Annotated in this window: 18 protein-coding genes; 11 read left to right on the top strand and 7 right to left on the bottom strand. The window is 71.7% G+C overall.

Features of this window, described 5'->3' with window-relative positions; genetic code table 11:
- Positions 1-11 precede the first annotated feature (11 nt).
- The gene (locus tag HUW46_RS48980; RefSeq protein WP_442860913.1) at positions 12-146 is read right to left on the bottom strand and encodes a putative leader peptide; all 135 of its coding nucleotides are present in this window, start codon (positions 144-146) and stop codon (positions 12-14) included.
- Positions 147-211: 65 nt separating this feature from the next.
- Here HUW46_RS48980 and hemW point away from each other — a divergent pair, with 65 nt between their 5' ends.
- The 3 genes from hemW to HUW46_RS03680 are packed head-to-tail and all read left to right on the top strand — an operon-like array spanning position 212 to position 2,969.
- Entirely contained in the window at positions 212-1,417 is a 1,206-nt protein-coding gene (gene hemW / locus HUW46_RS03690; protein WP_215545922.1) for a radical SAM family heme chaperone HemW, read from the top strand.
- 53 nt (positions 1,418-1,470) lie between these two features.
- Complete coding sequence (locus HUW46_RS03685) at positions 1,471-1,962, top strand: SigE family RNA polymerase sigma factor (RefSeq protein WP_215545921.1); 492 nt, start codon at positions 1,471-1,473, stop codon at positions 1,960-1,962.
- Positions 1,959-2,969: a hypothetical protein gene (locus HUW46_RS03680; protein ID WP_215545920.1), complete on the top strand. Its 1,011-nt coding sequence runs from the start codon at positions 1,959-1,961 to the stop codon at positions 2,967-2,969. Before HUW46_RS03685 ends, HUW46_RS03680 begins: the two co-directional genes overlap by 4 nt.
- Positions 2,970-3,080: 111 nt before the next feature.
- Here HUW46_RS03680 and HUW46_RS03675 read toward each other — a convergent pair whose 3' ends face one another.
- The gene (locus tag HUW46_RS03675) at positions 3,081-3,788 is read right to left on the bottom strand and encodes a TetR/AcrR family transcriptional regulator (protein WP_215545919.1); all 708 of its coding nucleotides are present in this window, start codon (positions 3,786-3,788) and stop codon (positions 3,081-3,083) included.
- Positions 3,789-3,901: 113 nt separating this feature from the next.
- Between HUW46_RS03675 and HUW46_RS03670 the strand changes: the two genes are divergently transcribed.
- From HUW46_RS03670 to HUW46_RS03655, 4 genes are all read left to right on the top strand, one after another.
- The gene (locus HUW46_RS03670; protein WP_215545918.1) at positions 3,902-4,324 is read left to right on the top strand and encodes an SgcJ/EcaC family oxidoreductase; all 423 of its coding nucleotides are present in this window, start codon (positions 3,902-3,904) and stop codon (positions 4,322-4,324) included.
- Positions 4,321-4,656: a hypothetical protein gene (locus tag HUW46_RS03665; RefSeq protein ID WP_254125773.1), complete on the top strand. Its 336-nt coding sequence runs from the start codon at positions 4,321-4,323 to the stop codon at positions 4,654-4,656. Before HUW46_RS03670 ends, HUW46_RS03665 begins: the two co-directional genes overlap by 4 nt.
- Before the next feature lie 72 nt (positions 4,657-4,728).
- A complete protein-coding gene (locus HUW46_RS03660; protein ID WP_215545917.1) occupies positions 4,729-5,499 on the top strand; it encodes an ABC transporter ATP-binding protein in 771 nt (256 codons plus the stop codon).
- Positions 5,500-7,440: an FtsX-like permease family protein gene (locus tag HUW46_RS03655; RefSeq protein WP_215545916.1), complete on the top strand. Its 1,941-nt coding sequence runs from the start codon at positions 5,500-5,502 to the stop codon at positions 7,438-7,440.
- A gap of 7 nt (positions 7,441-7,447) precedes the next feature.
- On the opposite strand, the gene HUW46_RS03650 is transcribed toward HUW46_RS03655, so the two are convergent.
- On the bottom strand, positions 7,448-8,026 hold the full coding sequence (locus HUW46_RS03650; RefSeq protein ID WP_215545915.1) for a DUF1707 SHOCT-like domain-containing protein: 579 nt from the start codon (positions 8,024-8,026) through the stop codon (positions 7,448-7,450).
- Between the two features lie 117 nt (positions 8,027-8,143).
- Here HUW46_RS03650 and HUW46_RS03645 point away from each other — a divergent pair, with 117 nt between their 5' ends.
- On the top strand, positions 8,144-8,947 hold the full coding sequence (locus HUW46_RS03645; RefSeq protein WP_215545914.1) for a siderophore-interacting protein: 804 nt from the start codon (positions 8,144-8,146) through the stop codon (positions 8,945-8,947).
- 40 nt (positions 8,948-8,987) lie between these two features.
- Positions 8,988-10,226: a serine hydrolase domain-containing protein gene (locus HUW46_RS03640; RefSeq protein ID WP_215545913.1), complete on the top strand. Its 1,239-nt coding sequence runs from the start codon at positions 8,988-8,990 to the stop codon at positions 10,224-10,226.
- 3 nt (positions 10,227-10,229) lie between these two features.
- On the opposite strand, the gene HUW46_RS03635 is transcribed toward HUW46_RS03640, so the two are convergent.
- On the bottom strand, positions 10,230-11,126 hold the full coding sequence (locus tag HUW46_RS03635) for an SMP-30/gluconolactonase/LRE family protein (protein ID WP_215545912.1): 897 nt from the start codon (positions 11,124-11,126) through the stop codon (positions 10,230-10,232).
- Between the two features lie 69 nt (positions 11,127-11,195).
- Between HUW46_RS03635 and HUW46_RS03630 the strand changes: the two genes are divergently transcribed.
- Positions 11,196-11,651 (top strand): Lrp/AsnC family transcriptional regulator, encoded by a 456-nt coding sequence (locus HUW46_RS03630; protein WP_215545911.1) that lies wholly within the window; start codon positions 11,196-11,198, stop codon positions 11,649-11,651.
- Between the two features lie 25 nt (positions 11,652-11,676).
- On the opposite strand, the gene HUW46_RS03625 is transcribed toward HUW46_RS03630, so the two are convergent.
- Positions 11,677-12,423, bottom strand: coding sequence for an SDR family oxidoreductase (locus tag HUW46_RS03625; protein ID WP_215545910.1), 747 nt, complete (start codon positions 12,421-12,423; stop codon positions 11,677-11,679).
- A gap of 69 nt (positions 12,424-12,492) precedes the next feature.
- Here HUW46_RS03625 and HUW46_RS03620 point away from each other — a divergent pair, with 69 nt between their 5' ends.
- On the top strand, positions 12,493-13,512 hold the full coding sequence (locus HUW46_RS03620) for a LysR family transcriptional regulator (protein ID WP_215545909.1): 1,020 nt from the start codon (positions 12,493-12,495) through the stop codon (positions 13,510-13,512).
- Here the strand turns inward: HUW46_RS03620 and HUW46_RS03615 are convergent.
- A complete protein-coding gene (locus tag HUW46_RS03615; protein ID WP_215545908.1) occupies positions 13,446-14,153 on the bottom strand; it encodes a GNAT family N-acetyltransferase in 708 nt (235 codons plus the stop codon). The two genes, HUW46_RS03620 and HUW46_RS03615, sit on opposite strands and share 67 nt — an antisense overlap.
- 21 nt (positions 14,154-14,174) lie before the next feature.
- On the bottom strand, positions 14,175-15,707 hold the full coding sequence (locus HUW46_RS03610) for an alpha/beta hydrolase (RefSeq protein WP_215545907.1): 1,533 nt from the start codon (positions 15,705-15,707) through the stop codon (positions 14,175-14,177).
- Positions 15,708-15,729: the final 22 nt, after the last annotated feature.

The following is a 15,729-nucleotide window of genomic DNA, read 5'->3' as shown; positions in this document are numbered from 1 at the left end:
GGTGGCAGGAGTCAGTCGGTCGCCTGGCACAGGGCGCTGGCGACACGCCGCAGATCGACGTGGCGTCGCGCCACGAGTCGGATCCCGGCATGAGTCACGCCCCCAGGGTGCCACTCGCCCACATGCTGGTCCAGACGCGTCCGCATGCTGGGAGCAGGATCACGTGCGCCCCGATTGCGCCGGTCAGCGCGTCAACGGGGACACTGGAACCGTGCCCGAGAAGACCGCCACCCGCCCGTTCACCCTTCCCGAGACCGCCTTGGCCGGGCTCGGGACGAGGCCGTTCGGCGTGTACGTCCACGTGCCGTTCTGTGCGACGCGGTGCGGTTACTGCGACTTCAACACCTACACCGCGGGCGAGCTCGGTTCCGGCGCGTCACCGGAATCGTGGCTCGCCGGGCTCGAACGGGAGCTGGAGCTGGCCGCCGAAACGCTCGGCGCGCCGCCCGCCGCGGACACGGTGTTCGTCGGCGGCGGCACCCCGTCCCTGCTCGGGGCTTCCGGGCTGGGTTCGGTACTCGACGCGGTGCGCGGCGCGTTCGGGCTCGCCGACGGTGCCGAGGTGACCACGGAGTCGAATCCCGAGTCGACCTCACCGGAGTTCTTCGCGGGCATCCGCGACGCCGGGTACACGCGGGTGTCGCTGGGCATGCAGTCCGCCGCGAAGCACGTGCTGGCGATCCTCGACCGCGTGCACACGCCGGGACGTCCCGGCGCCGCGGTCGCCGAAGCGCGCGCCGCCGGGTTCGAGCACGTCAACCTCGACGTCATCTACGGCACGCCGGGGGAGCGCGTCGAAGACCTCCAGCGCTCGCTCGACGCCGTGCTCTCGGCCGGGGTCGACCACGTTTCGGCGTACGCGCTGATCGTCGAGGAGGGCACCGCGCTCGCGCGCCGCGTGCGGACCGGTGAGCTGCCCGCACCCGACGACGACGTGCTCGCCGCCGACTACGAGCTCATCGACCGCGTCCTGTCCGGCGCCGGGCTGACCTGGTACGAGGTGTCGAACTGGGCCGCGTCCGAGGCCGCGCGCTGCCGCCACAACGTGGGTTACTGGCGCGGCGGCGACTGGTGGGGCGCGGGCCCCGGCGCGCACAGCCACGTCGGCGGCGTCCGCTGGTGGAACTTGAAGCACCCCGCGCGCTACGCCGCGACGCTGGCCGAGGGCGGATCACCGTCGGCGGGGCACGAGGTGCTCACCGAGCAGGACCGGCACCTCGAACGCGTCATGCTGGAACTGCGGGTGGTGGAAGGGCTGCCGCTCACCGCGCTGGACGACGCGGGGGTGGCCGAGGCCCGCGCGGCGGCGGCGGAAGGGCTGCTCGACCCGTCGGCGCTCGACGAACGGGGCAGGGCGGTGCTGACCGATCGCGGCAGGCTGCTCGCCGACGGCGTGGTGCGCAGACTGGTCGCCTGAATTCTTTCCGCGGAAACTGCCACAGAACGCGCCCGTGCCGTAGTCCTCTTCATGTGCAGTTCGATGAGTTCGCCGGGGAGCACCTCCCCGGACTGGTCCGGTTCGCCGCGGTGCTGACCGGTGACCGCGACCGCGCGCAGGACTTCGTGCAGGACGCGCTGGTGAAGGCGCACGGTAGGTGGGCGAGGGTGTCCTCGGCCGAGCGCCCCGACCTGTACCTGCGGCGGATGGTGGTCAACGGCTACCTGACCTGGCGTGGCCGCTGGTACCAGCGCTCGGTGTCCACTGTGGACGATGTGGGGGAGCTGCCCGGCGTCGCCGATCCCGCCGAGCGGATCGCCGACGGCGCCGAACTGGCCGCTCTGCTGGCGACCTTGCCGCGCTCGCAGCAGGTCGCGATCGTGCTGCGCTTCTACGAAGACCGCGACGACCACGAAATCGCCGAAGTGCTCGGGTGCGCGGTGGCGACCGTCCGGAGCCACGTGTCACGCGGGTTGAACGCGCTGAGGGTGCGCGTGCACGAACAGGAAGCGGGAACACGATGAACGACCTCGATGTCCTTCGGGGCACCTTGCGGGAGCGCGAAGCGTGCGCGCCCGATCCCGACGACGTCTTCGCCGGGGTGCGGCGCCGGATCCACCGGCGGCAGGTCCGCCGCCGTGCCGCGGCGGTGGCCGTGGTCGTCGCGGTGACCGCGGGCGGGCTCGTCGGCGGGGTCGCGTGGTGGGGCGCGGGCCACGGCCGGACCGACGTCGCCGCGCCGCCGAGCGTGACCGAGGTGCCCGCGTTCCCGGCGAAACTGATGCCGCCCCCGATGGCGGTCCGCCTCCGGCATCCCCTGCCGGGATTCGCCCAGACCTCGTGGACCATCTCGCCGGTGGGGGAGTTCGGGATGTTGTCGTCCAGCAGCGCCCAGTACGAAGCCGCGGACGGGCGCACGGTCGTGCTGACGATGCACCGCACGGGCACCGCGCCCGAACCGGCCGGTCCGCCGGTCCCGCTGGGGGACGGGGCGACGGGGCGGTTCAGGACGGTCAGCCCCGGTGGTGAGCGCGAACTCGTCGTGCCGGGACCACCGAGTACCGGCTGGGTGAGCGTGCTGGGCAGCGCCGGGGTGCCCGATCAGACCCTCGTGCAGGTCGCTTCGTCCCTCGACGAAGGCGCCGTCGACTCGATCGTTCGCGCTGTCGGGGTGCCCACCTCGTGGCGGATCGTGTCCTGGTCCGACGGGCCGCAGGGGAACTTCATCACGCTGTGCCCCGAAGTGGGCGCTCGCCAGGAGTGCGCCGAGGTCCGCACGACGACGGGCGTGCTGCCGGAGGTCTACGACTCCGTCGACCTTCCCGGCACGGGCACGGTGCAGTCGCAGGCGAAGCCGGTGCGGGTGCCGCTGGACCGGCGGGTCCGGGTCGACGGGGTGGACCTGCGCACGAGCGCCGACGGCAGGGTCGCCGCGCGCCAGTTGGACCCTGGCCACTGGAGCGTGGTCCGCACCGAGGCCGGGCAGGCGGGGATCGTCGCGCACGTCGCCGCTTCCCTGCTCTACCGCTGACTTCCGCCCGGCTCTTCGAGCCCTGATGGCCACCATGAGGGCACTGAACGCCGTCATGGTGGCCATCACGGCATGTCCATCAAGCGGGAAACACCGCGGCCTTCAGGGGAATCACCCGTCGGCTGAGTCCGTGGGCAGGCCGTTCAGGAAGGCGTCCAGTGCGAAGACGAAGCGTTCCGTTGCGTTGTCGGCGTTGAACATCGTCATGGTTTCGAGCAGGTTCGGGAAGGTCCCCTCCGGCAGCGAGCGCAGGTAGTCGGTCATCTGCTTGCCCCGCTCGGCGGCCTCCGCCGAGGAGAACTCGCCCGACGACCACGCGTTCGCTTCGTAGGCGAAAGCCTTGGCATAGGTGGAAAGCGCGTCACCCGCGTAGGCGGCGTGCCGTGCCGAAAGCCCGCCCGCGCGCAGCAGTGCGAGCTGCGCTTCGCCCTGGCGCAACGCGTTCGGCCCGAGGGGGATCATCATGGTGCGCCAAGCCACCTTCGCGATCCCGGGGTAGGCGAGCATGGCGCGCGCCTGCGCCTGCAACAGCTCCTTGATCTGGTCGCGCCAGCGCGCCGGATCCGGCTCGGGCACTTCGACCTCGGCGATGACCCGGTCGAACATCAGCTCGTCGAGTTCGTCCTTGTTGGACACGTGCGCGTACAGCGAGGCCGGTCCGGTGTCCAGCGCCTGCGCGACGCGGCGCATGCTCACCGCGTCGATGCCTTCCTCGGCGAGGATCTCCAGCCCGGCGCGCACCACCAGGTCCTGCGACAGCGGTGGCTTCACCGCACGGCGCCGGGGGGCGCGCTGCCATGGCGGGGCGGGGAGGTCCATGTGCTGCCCTTCTTCGCGAACAGGTCACGAACACTGTACTTGACGCGAACGGCGTTCGTCTGTAGAACGGTGTTCGTCAACGAACACTGTTCGCGATCAAAAGGGGAAAGCGCATGACCGACACGAAGGAAGCCCAGGTCCTCGCCACGCTGGAGGGCATGGCGGAGGCGTGGAACACCGACGACGCCGCCGCGTACGCGGACCACTTCACCGAGGACGCGGACTACATCACGTTCTTCGGGATGAACACGCCGGGCCGCGCGAAGATCGAGGAGCTGCGCCGCGCGATGTCCGCCGGGCCGCTGAAGGGCGCGAAGCTGGTCGGCGGCGGCGCGCCGCCGAAGATCCGGTTCCTGCGACCCGACGTCGCCGTCGTGCTGGTGGGCGGCGGGTCCTCGCTCGACGGCAAGCCGGTGCAGGGCACCGAGCGCGAGTCGCTGATCACCTACGTGCTGGTGTGCGACGACGACCGCTGGCGCGTCGCGTCGTTCCAGAACACCCGCGTCACCGACCCGAGGTCGTGGGCGGGGAAATGAAGCGCCCCAAGAAGAAGCTGATGGTCGAAGTGTCCGAAGTGGTCAGTGCGCCCGCGGCGGACGTGCTCGAAGCCCTGGAAACCAGGCTCACGGGCGCGCCGAACCTGGAGGTCGACCGCGAGCGGGGGACCGTGGCGTGCCAGGGCGGCTGGTGGTATCGCGGCGAGTACGAGGTGGTGGGGGAGCCGGGCGGGGGCGCGCGGGTGACGCACCGGGTCTACAACGTCGCGGACCGGCTCCGCTGGGGCGTGCCGCTGGCGAACCGGCTGTTCATCGGGTTCCGGCAAGCCACCGCCGACGGCTTCGCGAGGTTCGCGCGCGAACTGGGGTAGGGCTGTCCCCACCGCGGTTCCGGTGGTCGGCAGTCGTGCCGGAGGTGTAGCCCGCACGGTGGAATTCCTCTTATGACGACAGCCATCCAGCTCGACCGGGAGCCGGGCGCGGTGCCCGGCGCGGTCGCGATCGAGCTGCGCGGGGTTTCGCGCGGCTACGGGACGAAGCACGCCGCGGTGACCGCGCTCGACGACGTCAGCCTCGCGCTGCCGTCGGGGTCGTGGACCGCGGTGATGGGGCCATCGGGGTCCGGCAAGTCCACCCTGCTGCACTGCGCGGCGGGGCTGGAGCAGGTCAGCTCGGGGCAGGTGCTCCTCGGCGGCACCGACATCACCTCGGCCTCGGACGCCGCGCTCACCGCGTTGCGCCGCCGCGAGGTCGGGTTCGTCTTCCAGAGCTTCAACCTGGTCGGCTCGCTGACCGCGGAGCAGAACGTGGCGCTGCCGCTGAAACTCGCGGGTGTCCGGGTGTCCAAAAAGGACGTCCGCGACGTGCTGGCTTCGGTCGGGCTCGCCGACCGCGGCGGGCACCGGCCGCGCGAGCTCTCCGGCGGGCAGCAGCAGCGGGTGGCCATCGCGCGCGCGATGGCCACCCGTCCGTCGGTGCTCTTCGCCGACGAGCCCACCGGCGCGCTCGATTCGAAGTCCGCGCGCACGGTGCTCGGGCTGCTGCGGCGGCTCGTCGACGCCGAGGGGCAGACGATCATGATGGTGACGCACGACCCGGCCGCCGCGGCGTGCGCGGACGCGGTCGTGTTCCTCTCCGACGGCAGGGTCGTGGACACCGCGGGGCGGCTGTCCTCCCGCGAGGTCGCCGACCGGCTCGCCCGGCTGGAGTCGTAGGTGTTCCGCCTGTCGCTGAGCACCTTCCGCGAACGGTGGCCGCTGTTCATCGGCGCGGTCCTCACGGTGTGCCTCGGGGTCGCGCTCGTGCAGTCGTCCCTGCTGATCCTGGTTTCCGCGGCGTCCCCGGACATCTCGGCGGACCTGCCGCCGGAGGTGGCCGACCGCCTGCGCGACGGCTACACGGGCGCGATCACCCTGCTCGGCATGACGCTCGGGCTTTCGGCGTTCCTCGCGATCTTCATCGTCAGCTCGACCTTCGCGTTCACCGTGGCGCAGCGCAGGCGCGATCTCGCGCTGTTGCGGCTCGTCGGCGGGGCGAGGGGACAGGTGCGCAGGCTGCTGCTGTCCGAAGCGCTCGTGCTCGGCGCGATCGGGACCGGGATCGGCGTGCCGCTCGGGCTGGCCGCGATGCGGTTCCAGAGCTGGCTGCTGACCGATCTCGGGTTCCTGCCGCCGGATTTCGCGCCCCGCTGGCAGTCGTGGATCCTCGGCGTGTCCGCGGGGGTCGGCGTCGGTGTCGCGCTCGCGGGTGTGCTGGCCGCGTCACGGCGCGCGGCGAAGGTCCGGCCGCTCGACGCGGTGCGCGAAACCGGCACCGCGACGCGCGTGATGACCGCGCCGCGGTGGTTCTTCGGCATCCTGTTCGCCGCGGGCGCGATCGCGCTCATGATCGTCTCCAGGATCGTGCCGGGCGACGGCGTCATCCCGATCACGCTGTTCGTCGGCATCACCGGGGCGATCGCGATGAGCGCGTTCAGCCCGCTCGTGGTGCCGTTCGCGGGTCTGCTGGCCGGATTCCTGTTGCGCGGCACCACGATCGGCCTGCTCGCCCAGGCCAACCTGCGCGACGGGGTCCGCCGCAGCGCCTCGACCGCGGCGCCGTTGCTCGTGCTGGTGGCGTTGCTGGTCGGGCAGGCGGGCACGTTCGGCTCGCTGTCCGAGGCGACGCGCGGCGAGCAGGAACGGGCGATCGCGGGCGATCTGGTGGTCGACTCGACCGGCGCGGCCGCGCAGCGGATCGCGGGCCTGCCCGGCGTCGGAACGGCATCGACGGAAATCGCGCTGACGATGCCGGTGCTCGCCGAGGTCGGGAACGGCAAGCCGAAGACCAAGGAGATCCGCGGCTCGGTGCTCGCCGTCGACCCCGCCGCCTACCAGCGGACGCATCCGAGGCCGCTCGCCGAAGGCTCGTTCGCGGACCTGCACGGCGACACGATCGCGGTCGGCCCCAAGCGCAGCGGGGATCGGGGACTCGCGATCGGGGACACCGTGCGTGCGAAGACCGCGCGCGGGAAGGTGCCGTTGCGGGTGGTCGCCGCGCAGGCGCCGACGATGAACGGCGGCGCGAGCTTCCTGGTACCGAGGGAAGTGGTGGGCGCTGACGTGCTCGCGGCGGGGAAGGCGACCACGATCGTGCGCGCGGCACCCGGTGCGGACGTGGGCGCGCTGGCGGCGCGGATCCGGGCCGAGGGCGTGGGGAACCCGGTGGGGGTCGCCGAGGCGGTGGCCGCGAAGGCGGACGGCCAGCGCGTCACGAATTCGGGGATCATGGCGGTGCTGATGGGCCTCGCCGGGCTCTACGCGGTCGTCGCCGTGATCAACGCGGTGGTGATCGCCGCCGCCGAGCGCCGCCGCGAGTTCGCGGTGGCCAGGATGACCGGTCTCAGCAGGGCGCAGGTGGTGCGGATGGCGTTCGTCGAGTCCTGGGTGGTGACCGCGATCGGGCTCGCGCTCGGCTGCCTCGCGGCTTCGGGCACGCTCTTCGCGATCGGCTCGGCGACCGGGCGCGTCACCGGTGCCCCGTCCGTGGTGGTGCCGTGGGCACTGCTGGGCGCGGTGGTCGCTGGCGCGTTCGCGGTGGTCGGGATCAGCAGCCTCGCCAGCGGTGTCGCCGCGACGCGGCCGCGGCCCGTCACGCTCGCGGCGAGCCGGGAATGACGACGCCTCAGCGAGGCGGCAGCAGCACGACCGCGCCGTGCGCCGCCCTGCCGGTGACCACGAAATGCGGCGTGCCGCCCGATCCGCAGAACCCGCCGCGGTCCCGCACCGCGGCGGGTTTTTCCTTGCGGCGCAACAAGGTGGTGTCGGCCGTGGCGCCTTCGGGGAGGCGGAGCCGGACGTGCGTGGAACGGCAGTGCAGCTCGATCCTGACCTCGGCGTGGTCGATCCGCGCACCGGTGAAGTCGAGCGACGCCGTGCGCGAGCGTGGGCGCACCACCACCGTCTTCGGCACCGGCCAGGCGCCGGAACGGCGGATCGGCGCGCCGTGTTCGACCAGTTCGAGCAGTTCGCCCGGAACCGGTGCGCGGCGCGGTTCCTCGGTGTGGGTGAGCCCCGGCAGGTCGAGGAGCACGGCGTTCAGCTCGCCGCGGGTGCGCGCGGCGAGCGCGATGTCGGTGCGCTCGGTGAACTCGGCGAGGTCGAGCAGGCCATGCCCGGTCGCCCGGTTGAGCAGCTCGACGACGTGCTCCCGTTCGGCGTCCGAGACTCGCAGGTCCGCGGGATTTCCCCCAGGTGTCTCCATGGTGCCCACGGTAGGACGGCGGGCCGAGTCTCGGCATCGGGGAAATCCCCGAGCCCTCCGCTCAATGTAAGGGTAGCCTTACCGTAGAGATCCCTGACTTTCTTCGAGGAGCGGTACATGGCGGACACTTCCCGACGCGGAGGGCGGCCGGTCACCCGGCTGACCGTGCTCCGCACCGAGCGGCTCACGCCGCACATGCTCAGGATCGTGGCTGGCGGCCCCGGTCTCGCGGCCTTCACCCCGAACGAGTTCACCGACGCCTACGTCAAGGTGCTGTTCAAGGTCGACGGCGTCACCTACCCCGAGCCGTTCGACATCGACACGATCCGCGCCGAACTGCCGCGCGAGCAGCACCCTCGCATGCGCACCTACACCGTGCGGCACTACGACGCCGAAGCGGGCGAGCTGTCGCTCGACTTCGTGCACCACGGGGACGAGGGCCTGGCCGGTCCGTGGGCGGCGAACGCGAAACCGGGCGACGAACTGCTCCTGCTTGGCCCCGGCGGGGCGTACGCGCCGAGGCACGATGTCGACTGGCACCTGTTCGTCGGCGACGAAAGCGCGCTCCCCGCGATCGCGGCGAGCCTGGAGGCGCTGCCGCCGGGTGCGCGGGCGCGGGCGGTCGTCCTGGTCGAGGACGCGGCGGAGGAACAGCCGCTGGTGACGAAGGGCGACGCGCAGATTTCGTGGCTGCACCGGTCTTCCGGCGGCGACCTGGTGGCCGCGGTGCGCGACCTGACCTTCGACGACGGCACCGTGCAGGCGTTCGTGCACGGCGAAGCGGGATTCGTCAAGGAACTGCGGCGCCACCTGCTCGACGAGCGCGGGGTGTCGAAGGACCTGCTGTCCATTTCCGGCTATTGGCGGATCGGCCGCGACGACGAGCAGTGGCGCGCGGAGAAGGCGGCCGAACGGTCCTGAGTGGTCGAGAAACCGGGCGTATTCGGGTAAGAACGACTGCATGACGCGGACACTGGCGGTCGAGGCGGACCCGGCCGAGGCGGGGTTCGACCCCGGCAGGCTCGCCCGGCTCGACGGGTACTTCGGGCGCTACGTCGACAAAGGACTGCTGCCGGGCACGCTCGCGGTGGTCTCCCGGCGGGGCAAGGTGGTGTATCTCGGCCAGCACGGGCTCCGCGACATCGAGGCGGGCTCGCCGGTGGAGCGGGACACGCTCTGGCGCGTCTTCTCGATGAGCAAGCCGGTCACCTCGGTGGCCGCGATGATGCTCTACGAGGAAGGCGTTTTCGACCTCACCGACCCGATTTCGCGCTGGCTTCCCGAATTCGCCGAGCCGAGGGTGTACGCGCGCGGCTCGGCGCAGGCGATGGCGACGGTGCCCGCCACCGAACCCATCCGCGTCTGGCACCTGCTCACCCACACCGCGGGCCTGACCTACGGTTTCCAGCACGCGCACGCCGTCGACGAGCTGTACCGCAAGGCGGGCTACGAATGGTGGGCCCCGCGGGGCACGAGCCTCGCGAGCGCGGTCGAGCAGTGGGCCGCGCTACCGCTGCTGTTCCAGCCCGGTACCGAATGGAACTACTCGGTGGCCACCGACGTGCTGGGCAGGCTCGTCGAAGTCGCTTCGGGGCAGCCGCTCGACGAGTTCTTCCGCACCCGGATCCTCGACCCGCTCGGGATGACCGAGACCGGGTTCGAAGCCGCACCGGGTTCACTCGACCGGCTCGCCGCGCTGTACCTCGCCGTGCCCGGTTCGGATGCGATCGTCCGCAACGACCTGCTCGCGTACCCGGTCGACGGGCGGCCCGCCTACCTTTCGGGCGGTGGCGGGCTGGTGTCGACCGCCGCCGACTACCACCGGTTCACCCAGTTCCTGCTGCGGGAAGGGGAACTCGACGGCGTGCGGCTGCTCGGGCCGCGCACGGTCGCGCTGATGCGCGGGAACCACCTGCCCGGTCACGTCGACCTCGAACAGTTCGGCCGCCCGCTGTTCGCCGAGATGCCCTACGACGGCTACGGTTTCGGCCTCGGCTTCTCCGTGCTCGAAGACCCGGTCAAGGCGAAAACCCTGGCGCCGCAAGGGGAAATCGCCTGGGGTGGCGCGGCGAGCACGGCGTTCTGGGTGGACCCCGCCAACGAGGTCACCGCGCTGCTGTTCACCCAGCTCCTGCCGTCGAGCACGCACCCGCTGCGCCAGGACTTCCGCCGCTTCGTCTACCAGGCCCTGCTGGACTGAGTTTCAGCGCGCGCCGTTGAAGGTGACGCGGAGGGTGTAGACCGAACTCGACGCGGTGATGAACAGTTCGTTGCCCCGCGGCCCGCCGAAGGTCAGATTCGAGCAGATCTCGGGCATCTGGAGCTTGCCGATCAGGGTGCCGTCGGGGGCGAAGCAGTGCAGGCCGTCGTGGGCGGCGGCCCAGACCCGCCCCGCCGTGTCCACCCTGACGCCGTCGAAACCGCCGTCGTCGCAGGTGCCGAACACCTTGCCGCCGCTGAGCGACCCGTCGCCGGAAACGCGGAACACCCGGATATGACTGGGATCCTGGCGGGTGTCGGCGATGTAGAGCTTGCTTTCGTCAACGGAGAACGCGAGCCCGTTCGGCCGCTCAAAGTCGTCGGCGACGATCCGAACCTCGCCGTCCACCGGATCGACGCGGTACACGTGGCACGCCCCGATCTCGCTTTCCGCGCGGTAGCCCTCGTAGTCGCTGTCGATGCCGTAGCTCGGGTCGGTGAACCAGATCGATCCGTCGGACCGCTCGACGACATCGTTGGGGCTGTTGAGCTTCCGGCCGCGATAGCGCTCCGCGAGCACCGTCACGCGGCCGTCCGGTTCGGTGCGGGTGACTCGGCGGTGGCCCTGCTCGCAGCTGATCAACCGGCCCGCCCGGTCCCTGGTGTGCCCGTTCGCGTAGCCCGCGGGCTGCCGGAACACGCCGACCTGGCCGGTCGTCTCGTCCCACCGCAGGGTGCGGTCGTTCGGGATGTCGCTGAACAGCAGGTACCGGCCAGCCGGGAAGTACACCGGGCCCTCGGTCCACCGGCACCCGGTGTGCAGCCGCTGCATCCACTCGTCGCCGTTGCAGCGGGAGAACCGCTCGTCCAGCACCACGAACTCCGTCTTGACCCGGTCCACGTAGTCCCCCTGTTCGCCGAATGAAATCTGGTAGTCAGTATGAACTGCCGAATCTGATATCGTCAAACCATGGACGAGCTCGATCGAAAGCTGCTCGCTGAGCTGCAGCGCGACGCCACACAGGCCTACGCCGTGCTGGGGCGGGCCGTGGGGCTGTCCGCGGGCGCCGCGCACGAGCGGGTGCGGAAGCTGCGCGAACAGGGCGTCATCAGGCGCACCACCGTCGACGTCGACCCGGTGGCGGCAGGCCGTGGCGTCGCGGCGTTCGTCATGGTCGAGGCCAGCGCCTGGATGGGCGAAGCACCGGTCAGGGAAGCGCTCGAAGCGCTCCCGGAAGTCGTCGAAGCGCACGTCATCGCGGGCCCGGCCACTCTGCTGGTGAAGCTCCGGACCCCGACCACGGAAGCGTTGCAGGGTTCGCTCCGGAGGCTCTTCGCGATCGACGGGGTCTCGAGCACGCAGACGATCGTCGTGCTCGAGACCTTCTTCGAACGGTCGCTCGACACGCGCGAGGTCCCGGCGTGACGCGACAGCTTCGGACCGAGCGTGATCACCACGGGATGATCTCGTCGAAGGAGTCCGGGCCGCGGAAGGTGCCGGTGGGGCCGTCGGCGGGGATCGTCGCGAGCAGGACCGGGACGGCGGCGCCGTCGGCCGTGGTGCGGTCGCCGCGGGGGAAGGCCGCGCCGGCGTTGCCGTCGGTCGGCACGAGGCCGGGGCTGGTGGCGTTGACCTTGATGCCGTCGGCGCGCAGGGCTTCGGCGTAGAGCAGGGTCATCGCGTTGAGCGCGGCCTTCGACGTGCTGTACGCGAGCGTTCCCCGGGCCGCCACCGGGCTCGCCGGATCGCTCAACAGCCCGACCGAGGCGAGCCCGCTGGACATGTTGACGATCCGCGGGTTGGGCGAGCGGCGCAGGAGGGGCAGGCAAGCCGAGGTCACGGTGACGACGCCGAAGACGTTGACCTCATACACTTCGCGGAGCTGAGCGGCCGTGACGTCGGTCGTCGGGACGCCCCACTCGGCCGCCACCCCGGCGTTGTTGACCAGCACGTCCAGCCGTCCCGTCTCGGCCTCGATCCGCCGGACGGCCGCCTCGACCGATCCCGGGTCGGTCACGTCGAGCTGGACGTATCGGATGTCCAGTTCGCCGCCGTCGTTCAGGTCCTCGACGGCCGCGCGCCCGCGCTCGGGATCGCGGGCGCCGAGATAGGCGGTCGAGCCCCGCAGGGCGAGCTGGTGGACGATCTCCTTGCCGATTCCCTTGTTGGCTCCGGTGACGAGCGCTACGTCGTTCATGCCCCCACCCCAGCGGCCCGCGCGTCGGAACGCCAAGACCGAACGGGTCCGGCACCATACCCTGGGGGTATGCCCGATCCGGAGATCCGGGAACTGCGCTACTTCCGCGCGGTCGCGGAGGACCTCAACATCACGCATGCGGCCGAGCGGCTCGGCATCGCCCAGCCGCCGTTGTCCAGGGCCATGCGGCAACTGGAACGCAGGCTCGGTGTCGCCCTCTTCGACCGCACCGAGCACCGGCTGGCGCTGACCACGGCAGGCGAGACCCTCTTCGCGGAGGCGGCCGTCGTCCTCGGTGCCCTCGACTCCGCGGTGCGCCGGACGCGGCGCGCGGGCGAGCCGGAGCACCGGCTCGTGGTCACCGCCTATCCGGGCGTCGCCACGGAGCTGCTGCACCGGGTTCGCGAGCAGTTCCGCGCGAACCCGGACGCGCCCGGAATCGAGGTGGTGCTGAGCGGATTCGGTGAGCAGGCCGACCTGGTTCGTGACGGGCGGGCGGACGTGGCGATCGCCGGCTGCGTCGACGGCCGCGGCGTCGACACCGAGCTGCTGTGGACCGAACCCCGGGTCGCGGCGCTCGCTTCGGGGCACGAACTGGCCGGGCGCGCGGTGCTGAGCGCCGCCGATCTGGTCGCCGAGCCGGCACCGCGGTGGCCGGAACCGGCCGTCGTCGACCGCGGTTTCTGGCTGGGGAACCCGGATCGCCCTGCCGACGGCCCGGTGGTGCGGGACAGCGCCCAGCTGCTGGAGGTGGTCGCACTGGGCCAGGCCGTGGCGCTGGTGCCCGCTTCGCTGGCCGCGAGGAACGTCCGGCCCGACGTCACCTACCGCCCGGTGCCCGACGCGGCGCCGTACCGGACCGTGCTCCTCTGGCCGTCCGGCAGCCGGTCGCCGTGGACCGCTCGGTTCGTCCGCGCCTGCCTCGATCTCGCGGCGCCTTCCGCCGAGCGCGGGCCCGCGGTCGACGCCAGCGAGCGAGGCCATCACGTCGATCACGTGCTGGACGAGGAGCCCGCTCGAAGTCAAGGACGCCGGTGCAACCACCAGGTGATGCCCTCGCCGATCTGCGTGAAACCCCTTGCCCGGTAGAGCTTCTTGCCGTCCGGTGTCGCGTTGAGCACGGCGTGGGCGGCTCCCGCCGCACCCGCGGCGGCGCACACGGCGCGGAGCAGCCCGCTGCCGAAACCCCGGCGCTGGAACTCCTCCCACACCGCCATGTCGAACACCCCGGCGAGCCCATTGTCCAAAAAGGACCACGCGTGGCCGGCGAGCTCGCGGCCGGGCGCGTAGGCCGCCGCGTACCACGCGCGCGGCGGCTCCTCCCTGGCCAGTGCGAGCTGCTCGCGGTAGGCGGCGTACTCGCCTTCGTAGTCGTCGGAGTCGAGGCGGAGTTCGATCCGTGGATCGGGTTCGGCACGGAGGACGGCTTCGATCGGCGCGGTCATCCACCACGGCGACCACCCGCGCTCGAACCCGGCTTCGGCAAGAGCCGACGCGTCGACGCCGAGGCCGAGCCACGCGCCGACGATCGGCGCGCCGGTGCGCGCGGCGTGCTCGACGCCGCGTGCGACCTCGGCGGGCGGAATCGACTCGGGGAACAGCAGGTTCTGGCCGTCCGGACCGTCGACCCAGGTCAGCGGCCCGTCCGTCCACACCCGCCCGCCGAGCCGTTCCGCACGCATGCGAAACCAGTTCGCCTGCACTCGTTCGCAGTCGGTTACCGTGATCACGCCGCCGATAATGGCACGGACTCAGTCGAACGGCCCGCGATCCGGCGGGCAGACGGTGCCGCGCGCGGGAAGCGCGCCGTGTTCGAGATAGCCCTGCGCAGCCGAGTCGACGCAGGCGCTCTTACCCACCGAGCCGTGGCCGTAGGTGTCCAGCGTCAGCAGCCGCGCGTTCGCCAGTGCCTTCTCGGCTCGTTTCGCGCCAGGGTACGGCGTTTCCGGGTCGCCCTGCCGGTTGGCGATCAGCAGGATCGGCGCGGCGGTCGGGCGGTTCCACGGCCCGGTGTAGCGCCCGGGATCCAGGGCGGGCCAGGTCGCGCACGGCAGCGACTTGTAGGTGTCGTAGGCGCCGAACCCCCGGCCGGAGCGGTCCGCGACCCTGGCGAACCCGGCCCACACGCGGGGATCGCGCGGGTTCAGCGAGTCCGAGCACAAGGTCGCCGCGCCGCCGAGTAGCGAGTCGACGGGGGTCGGGATGGTGGCATCGGCGGTGGACGCGACACCCTCGTCCGCGGTGGCCACCGCCTGCAGGAACCGCGCCAGCGCCGGTGCCTTCGCGGTGTCGAGAAGTCCATTGTGGACACGTGACACCAGGTCCTGGTAGCTGACCGTGAGCGGCTTACCGGTTTCGGGATCCGTCGCGGTCACCGGGCCCCGGTGCAGCCGGTCGAGCAGGCCGTCGTACTTGGCGAGCAGATCGGTTCCCGGTTCGCGGAAGGCGCACTCGGTGGCCGCCGCGCAGGAGCGCAGGAACGACTCCAGCGCCCGCTGCGCGTCGGGGAAGGCGTCGAGCCGGAAGCTGAACGGTTTGGCGGCGTCGGACGGCCGGTAGCCGGTCGACCAGTTGATCGGATCGTCCACGGCGTCCAGCACGAGCGCGCCGACACGGTCACCGAACAGGTTCGCGTAGGTCTGGCCGAGTACCGAACCGTAGGACTTGCCGTAGAACCTCAGCTTCGGCTCGCCGAACGCCGCGCGCAGCCGGTCGAGATCCCGTGCCACCGACGCGGTCGAGAGGTGTCCCATCAGCTCGTCGCCGTTCGCCGCGCAGAGGTCGGTGACGGTCTTGGCCGCGGCGACCTGCGCGCGGTCCTGTGCCGCGCTGATCGGGAAGCCCGTCGCGCCCCGCAGTGTTTCGAGCTGCCGGGGATCGGTGAAGCACCGCAACGCGCCGCTCGCCCCGACACCCCGGGGATCGAAGCCGACGAGGTCGAACTTCCCGCCGAGGCTGGCCATCAGCTCCTTCGGCGCGAACCGGCCGGGGACCCCCGGCCCGCCGGGGTTGTAGAACACGGTGCCGAGCCGGTGCGCGGGATCCGTGGCGGGCAGCTTGGCCAGCGCGATGCTGATCTTCCTGCCGTCGGTGTCCTGATCGGACAGTGCTGTTTCGGACAGTGGCACGTCGAGGTGGCCGCAGGCGTAGCCCTGCGGCGATCCGTCGGGGCACCGCTCCCAGACGACACCGGTTGTGCTCGCCGCCGCGATGGGCGCGACCGCCGCGGCGGCGAGCATGGCGGACCCCAGCGCGAGGGCGGTGCGGAATTTTCTCCCAGTCATCGGGCCAGCATTTCGGTGCCCA

The sequence above is a fragment of the Amycolatopsis sp. CA-230715 genome (assembly GCF_018736145.1).
GTDB lineage: Bacteria > Actinomycetota > Actinomycetes > Mycobacteriales > Pseudonocardiaceae > Amycolatopsis.
Note: the sequence above shows the minus strand (reverse complement) of the source record. Positions and strands in the feature narration are given on the sequence as shown.

Excerpts from the sequence above, each read along its gene's own strand:
- HUW46_RS03640 (WP_215545913.1), top strand. The coding sequence starts at position 8,988 with ATGACGCGGACACTGGCGGTCGAGGCGGACCCGGCCGAGGCGGGGTTC.
- HUW46_RS03660 (WP_215545917.1), top strand. The coding sequence starts at position 4,729 with ATGACGACAGCCATCCAGCTCGACCGGGAGCCGGGCGCGGTGCCCGGC.
- HUW46_RS03665 (WP_254125773.1), top strand. The coding sequence starts at position 4,321 with ATGAAGCGCCCCAAGAAGAAGCTGATGGTCGAAGTGTCCGAAGTGGTC.
- HUW46_RS48980 (WP_442860913.1), bottom strand. The coding sequence starts at position 146 with ATGCGGACGCGTCTGGACCAGCATGTGGGCGAGTGGCACCCTGGGGGC.
- HUW46_RS03610 (WP_215545907.1), bottom strand. The coding sequence starts at position 15,707 with ATGACTGGGAGAAAATTCCGCACCGCCCTCGCGCTGGGGTCCGCCATG.
- HUW46_RS03620 (WP_215545909.1), top strand. The coding sequence starts at position 12,493 with ATGCCCGATCCGGAGATCCGGGAACTGCGCTACTTCCGCGCGGTCGCG.
- HUW46_RS03675 (WP_215545919.1), bottom strand. The coding sequence starts at position 3,788 with ATGGACCTCCCCGCCCCGCCATGGCAGCGCGCCCCCCGGCGCCGTGCG.
- HUW46_RS03630 (WP_215545911.1), top strand. The coding sequence starts at position 11,196 with ATGGACGAGCTCGATCGAAAGCTGCTCGCTGAGCTGCAGCGCGACGCC.
- HUW46_RS03680 (WP_215545920.1), top strand. The coding sequence starts at position 1,959 with ATGAACGACCTCGATGTCCTTCGGGGCACCTTGCGGGAGCGCGAAGCG.
- HUW46_RS03625 (WP_215545910.1), bottom strand. The coding sequence starts at position 12,423 with ATGAACGACGTAGCGCTCGTCACCGGAGCCAACAAGGGAATCGGCAAG.
- HUW46_RS03670 (WP_215545918.1), top strand. The coding sequence starts at position 3,902 with ATGACCGACACGAAGGAAGCCCAGGTCCTCGCCACGCTGGAGGGCATG.
- HUW46_RS03645 (WP_215545914.1), top strand. The coding sequence starts at position 8,144 with ATGGCGGACACTTCCCGACGCGGAGGGCGGCCGGTCACCCGGCTGACC.
- HUW46_RS03650 (WP_215545915.1), bottom strand. The coding sequence starts at position 8,026 with ATGGAGACACCTGGGGGAAATCCCGCGGACCTGCGAGTCTCGGACGCC.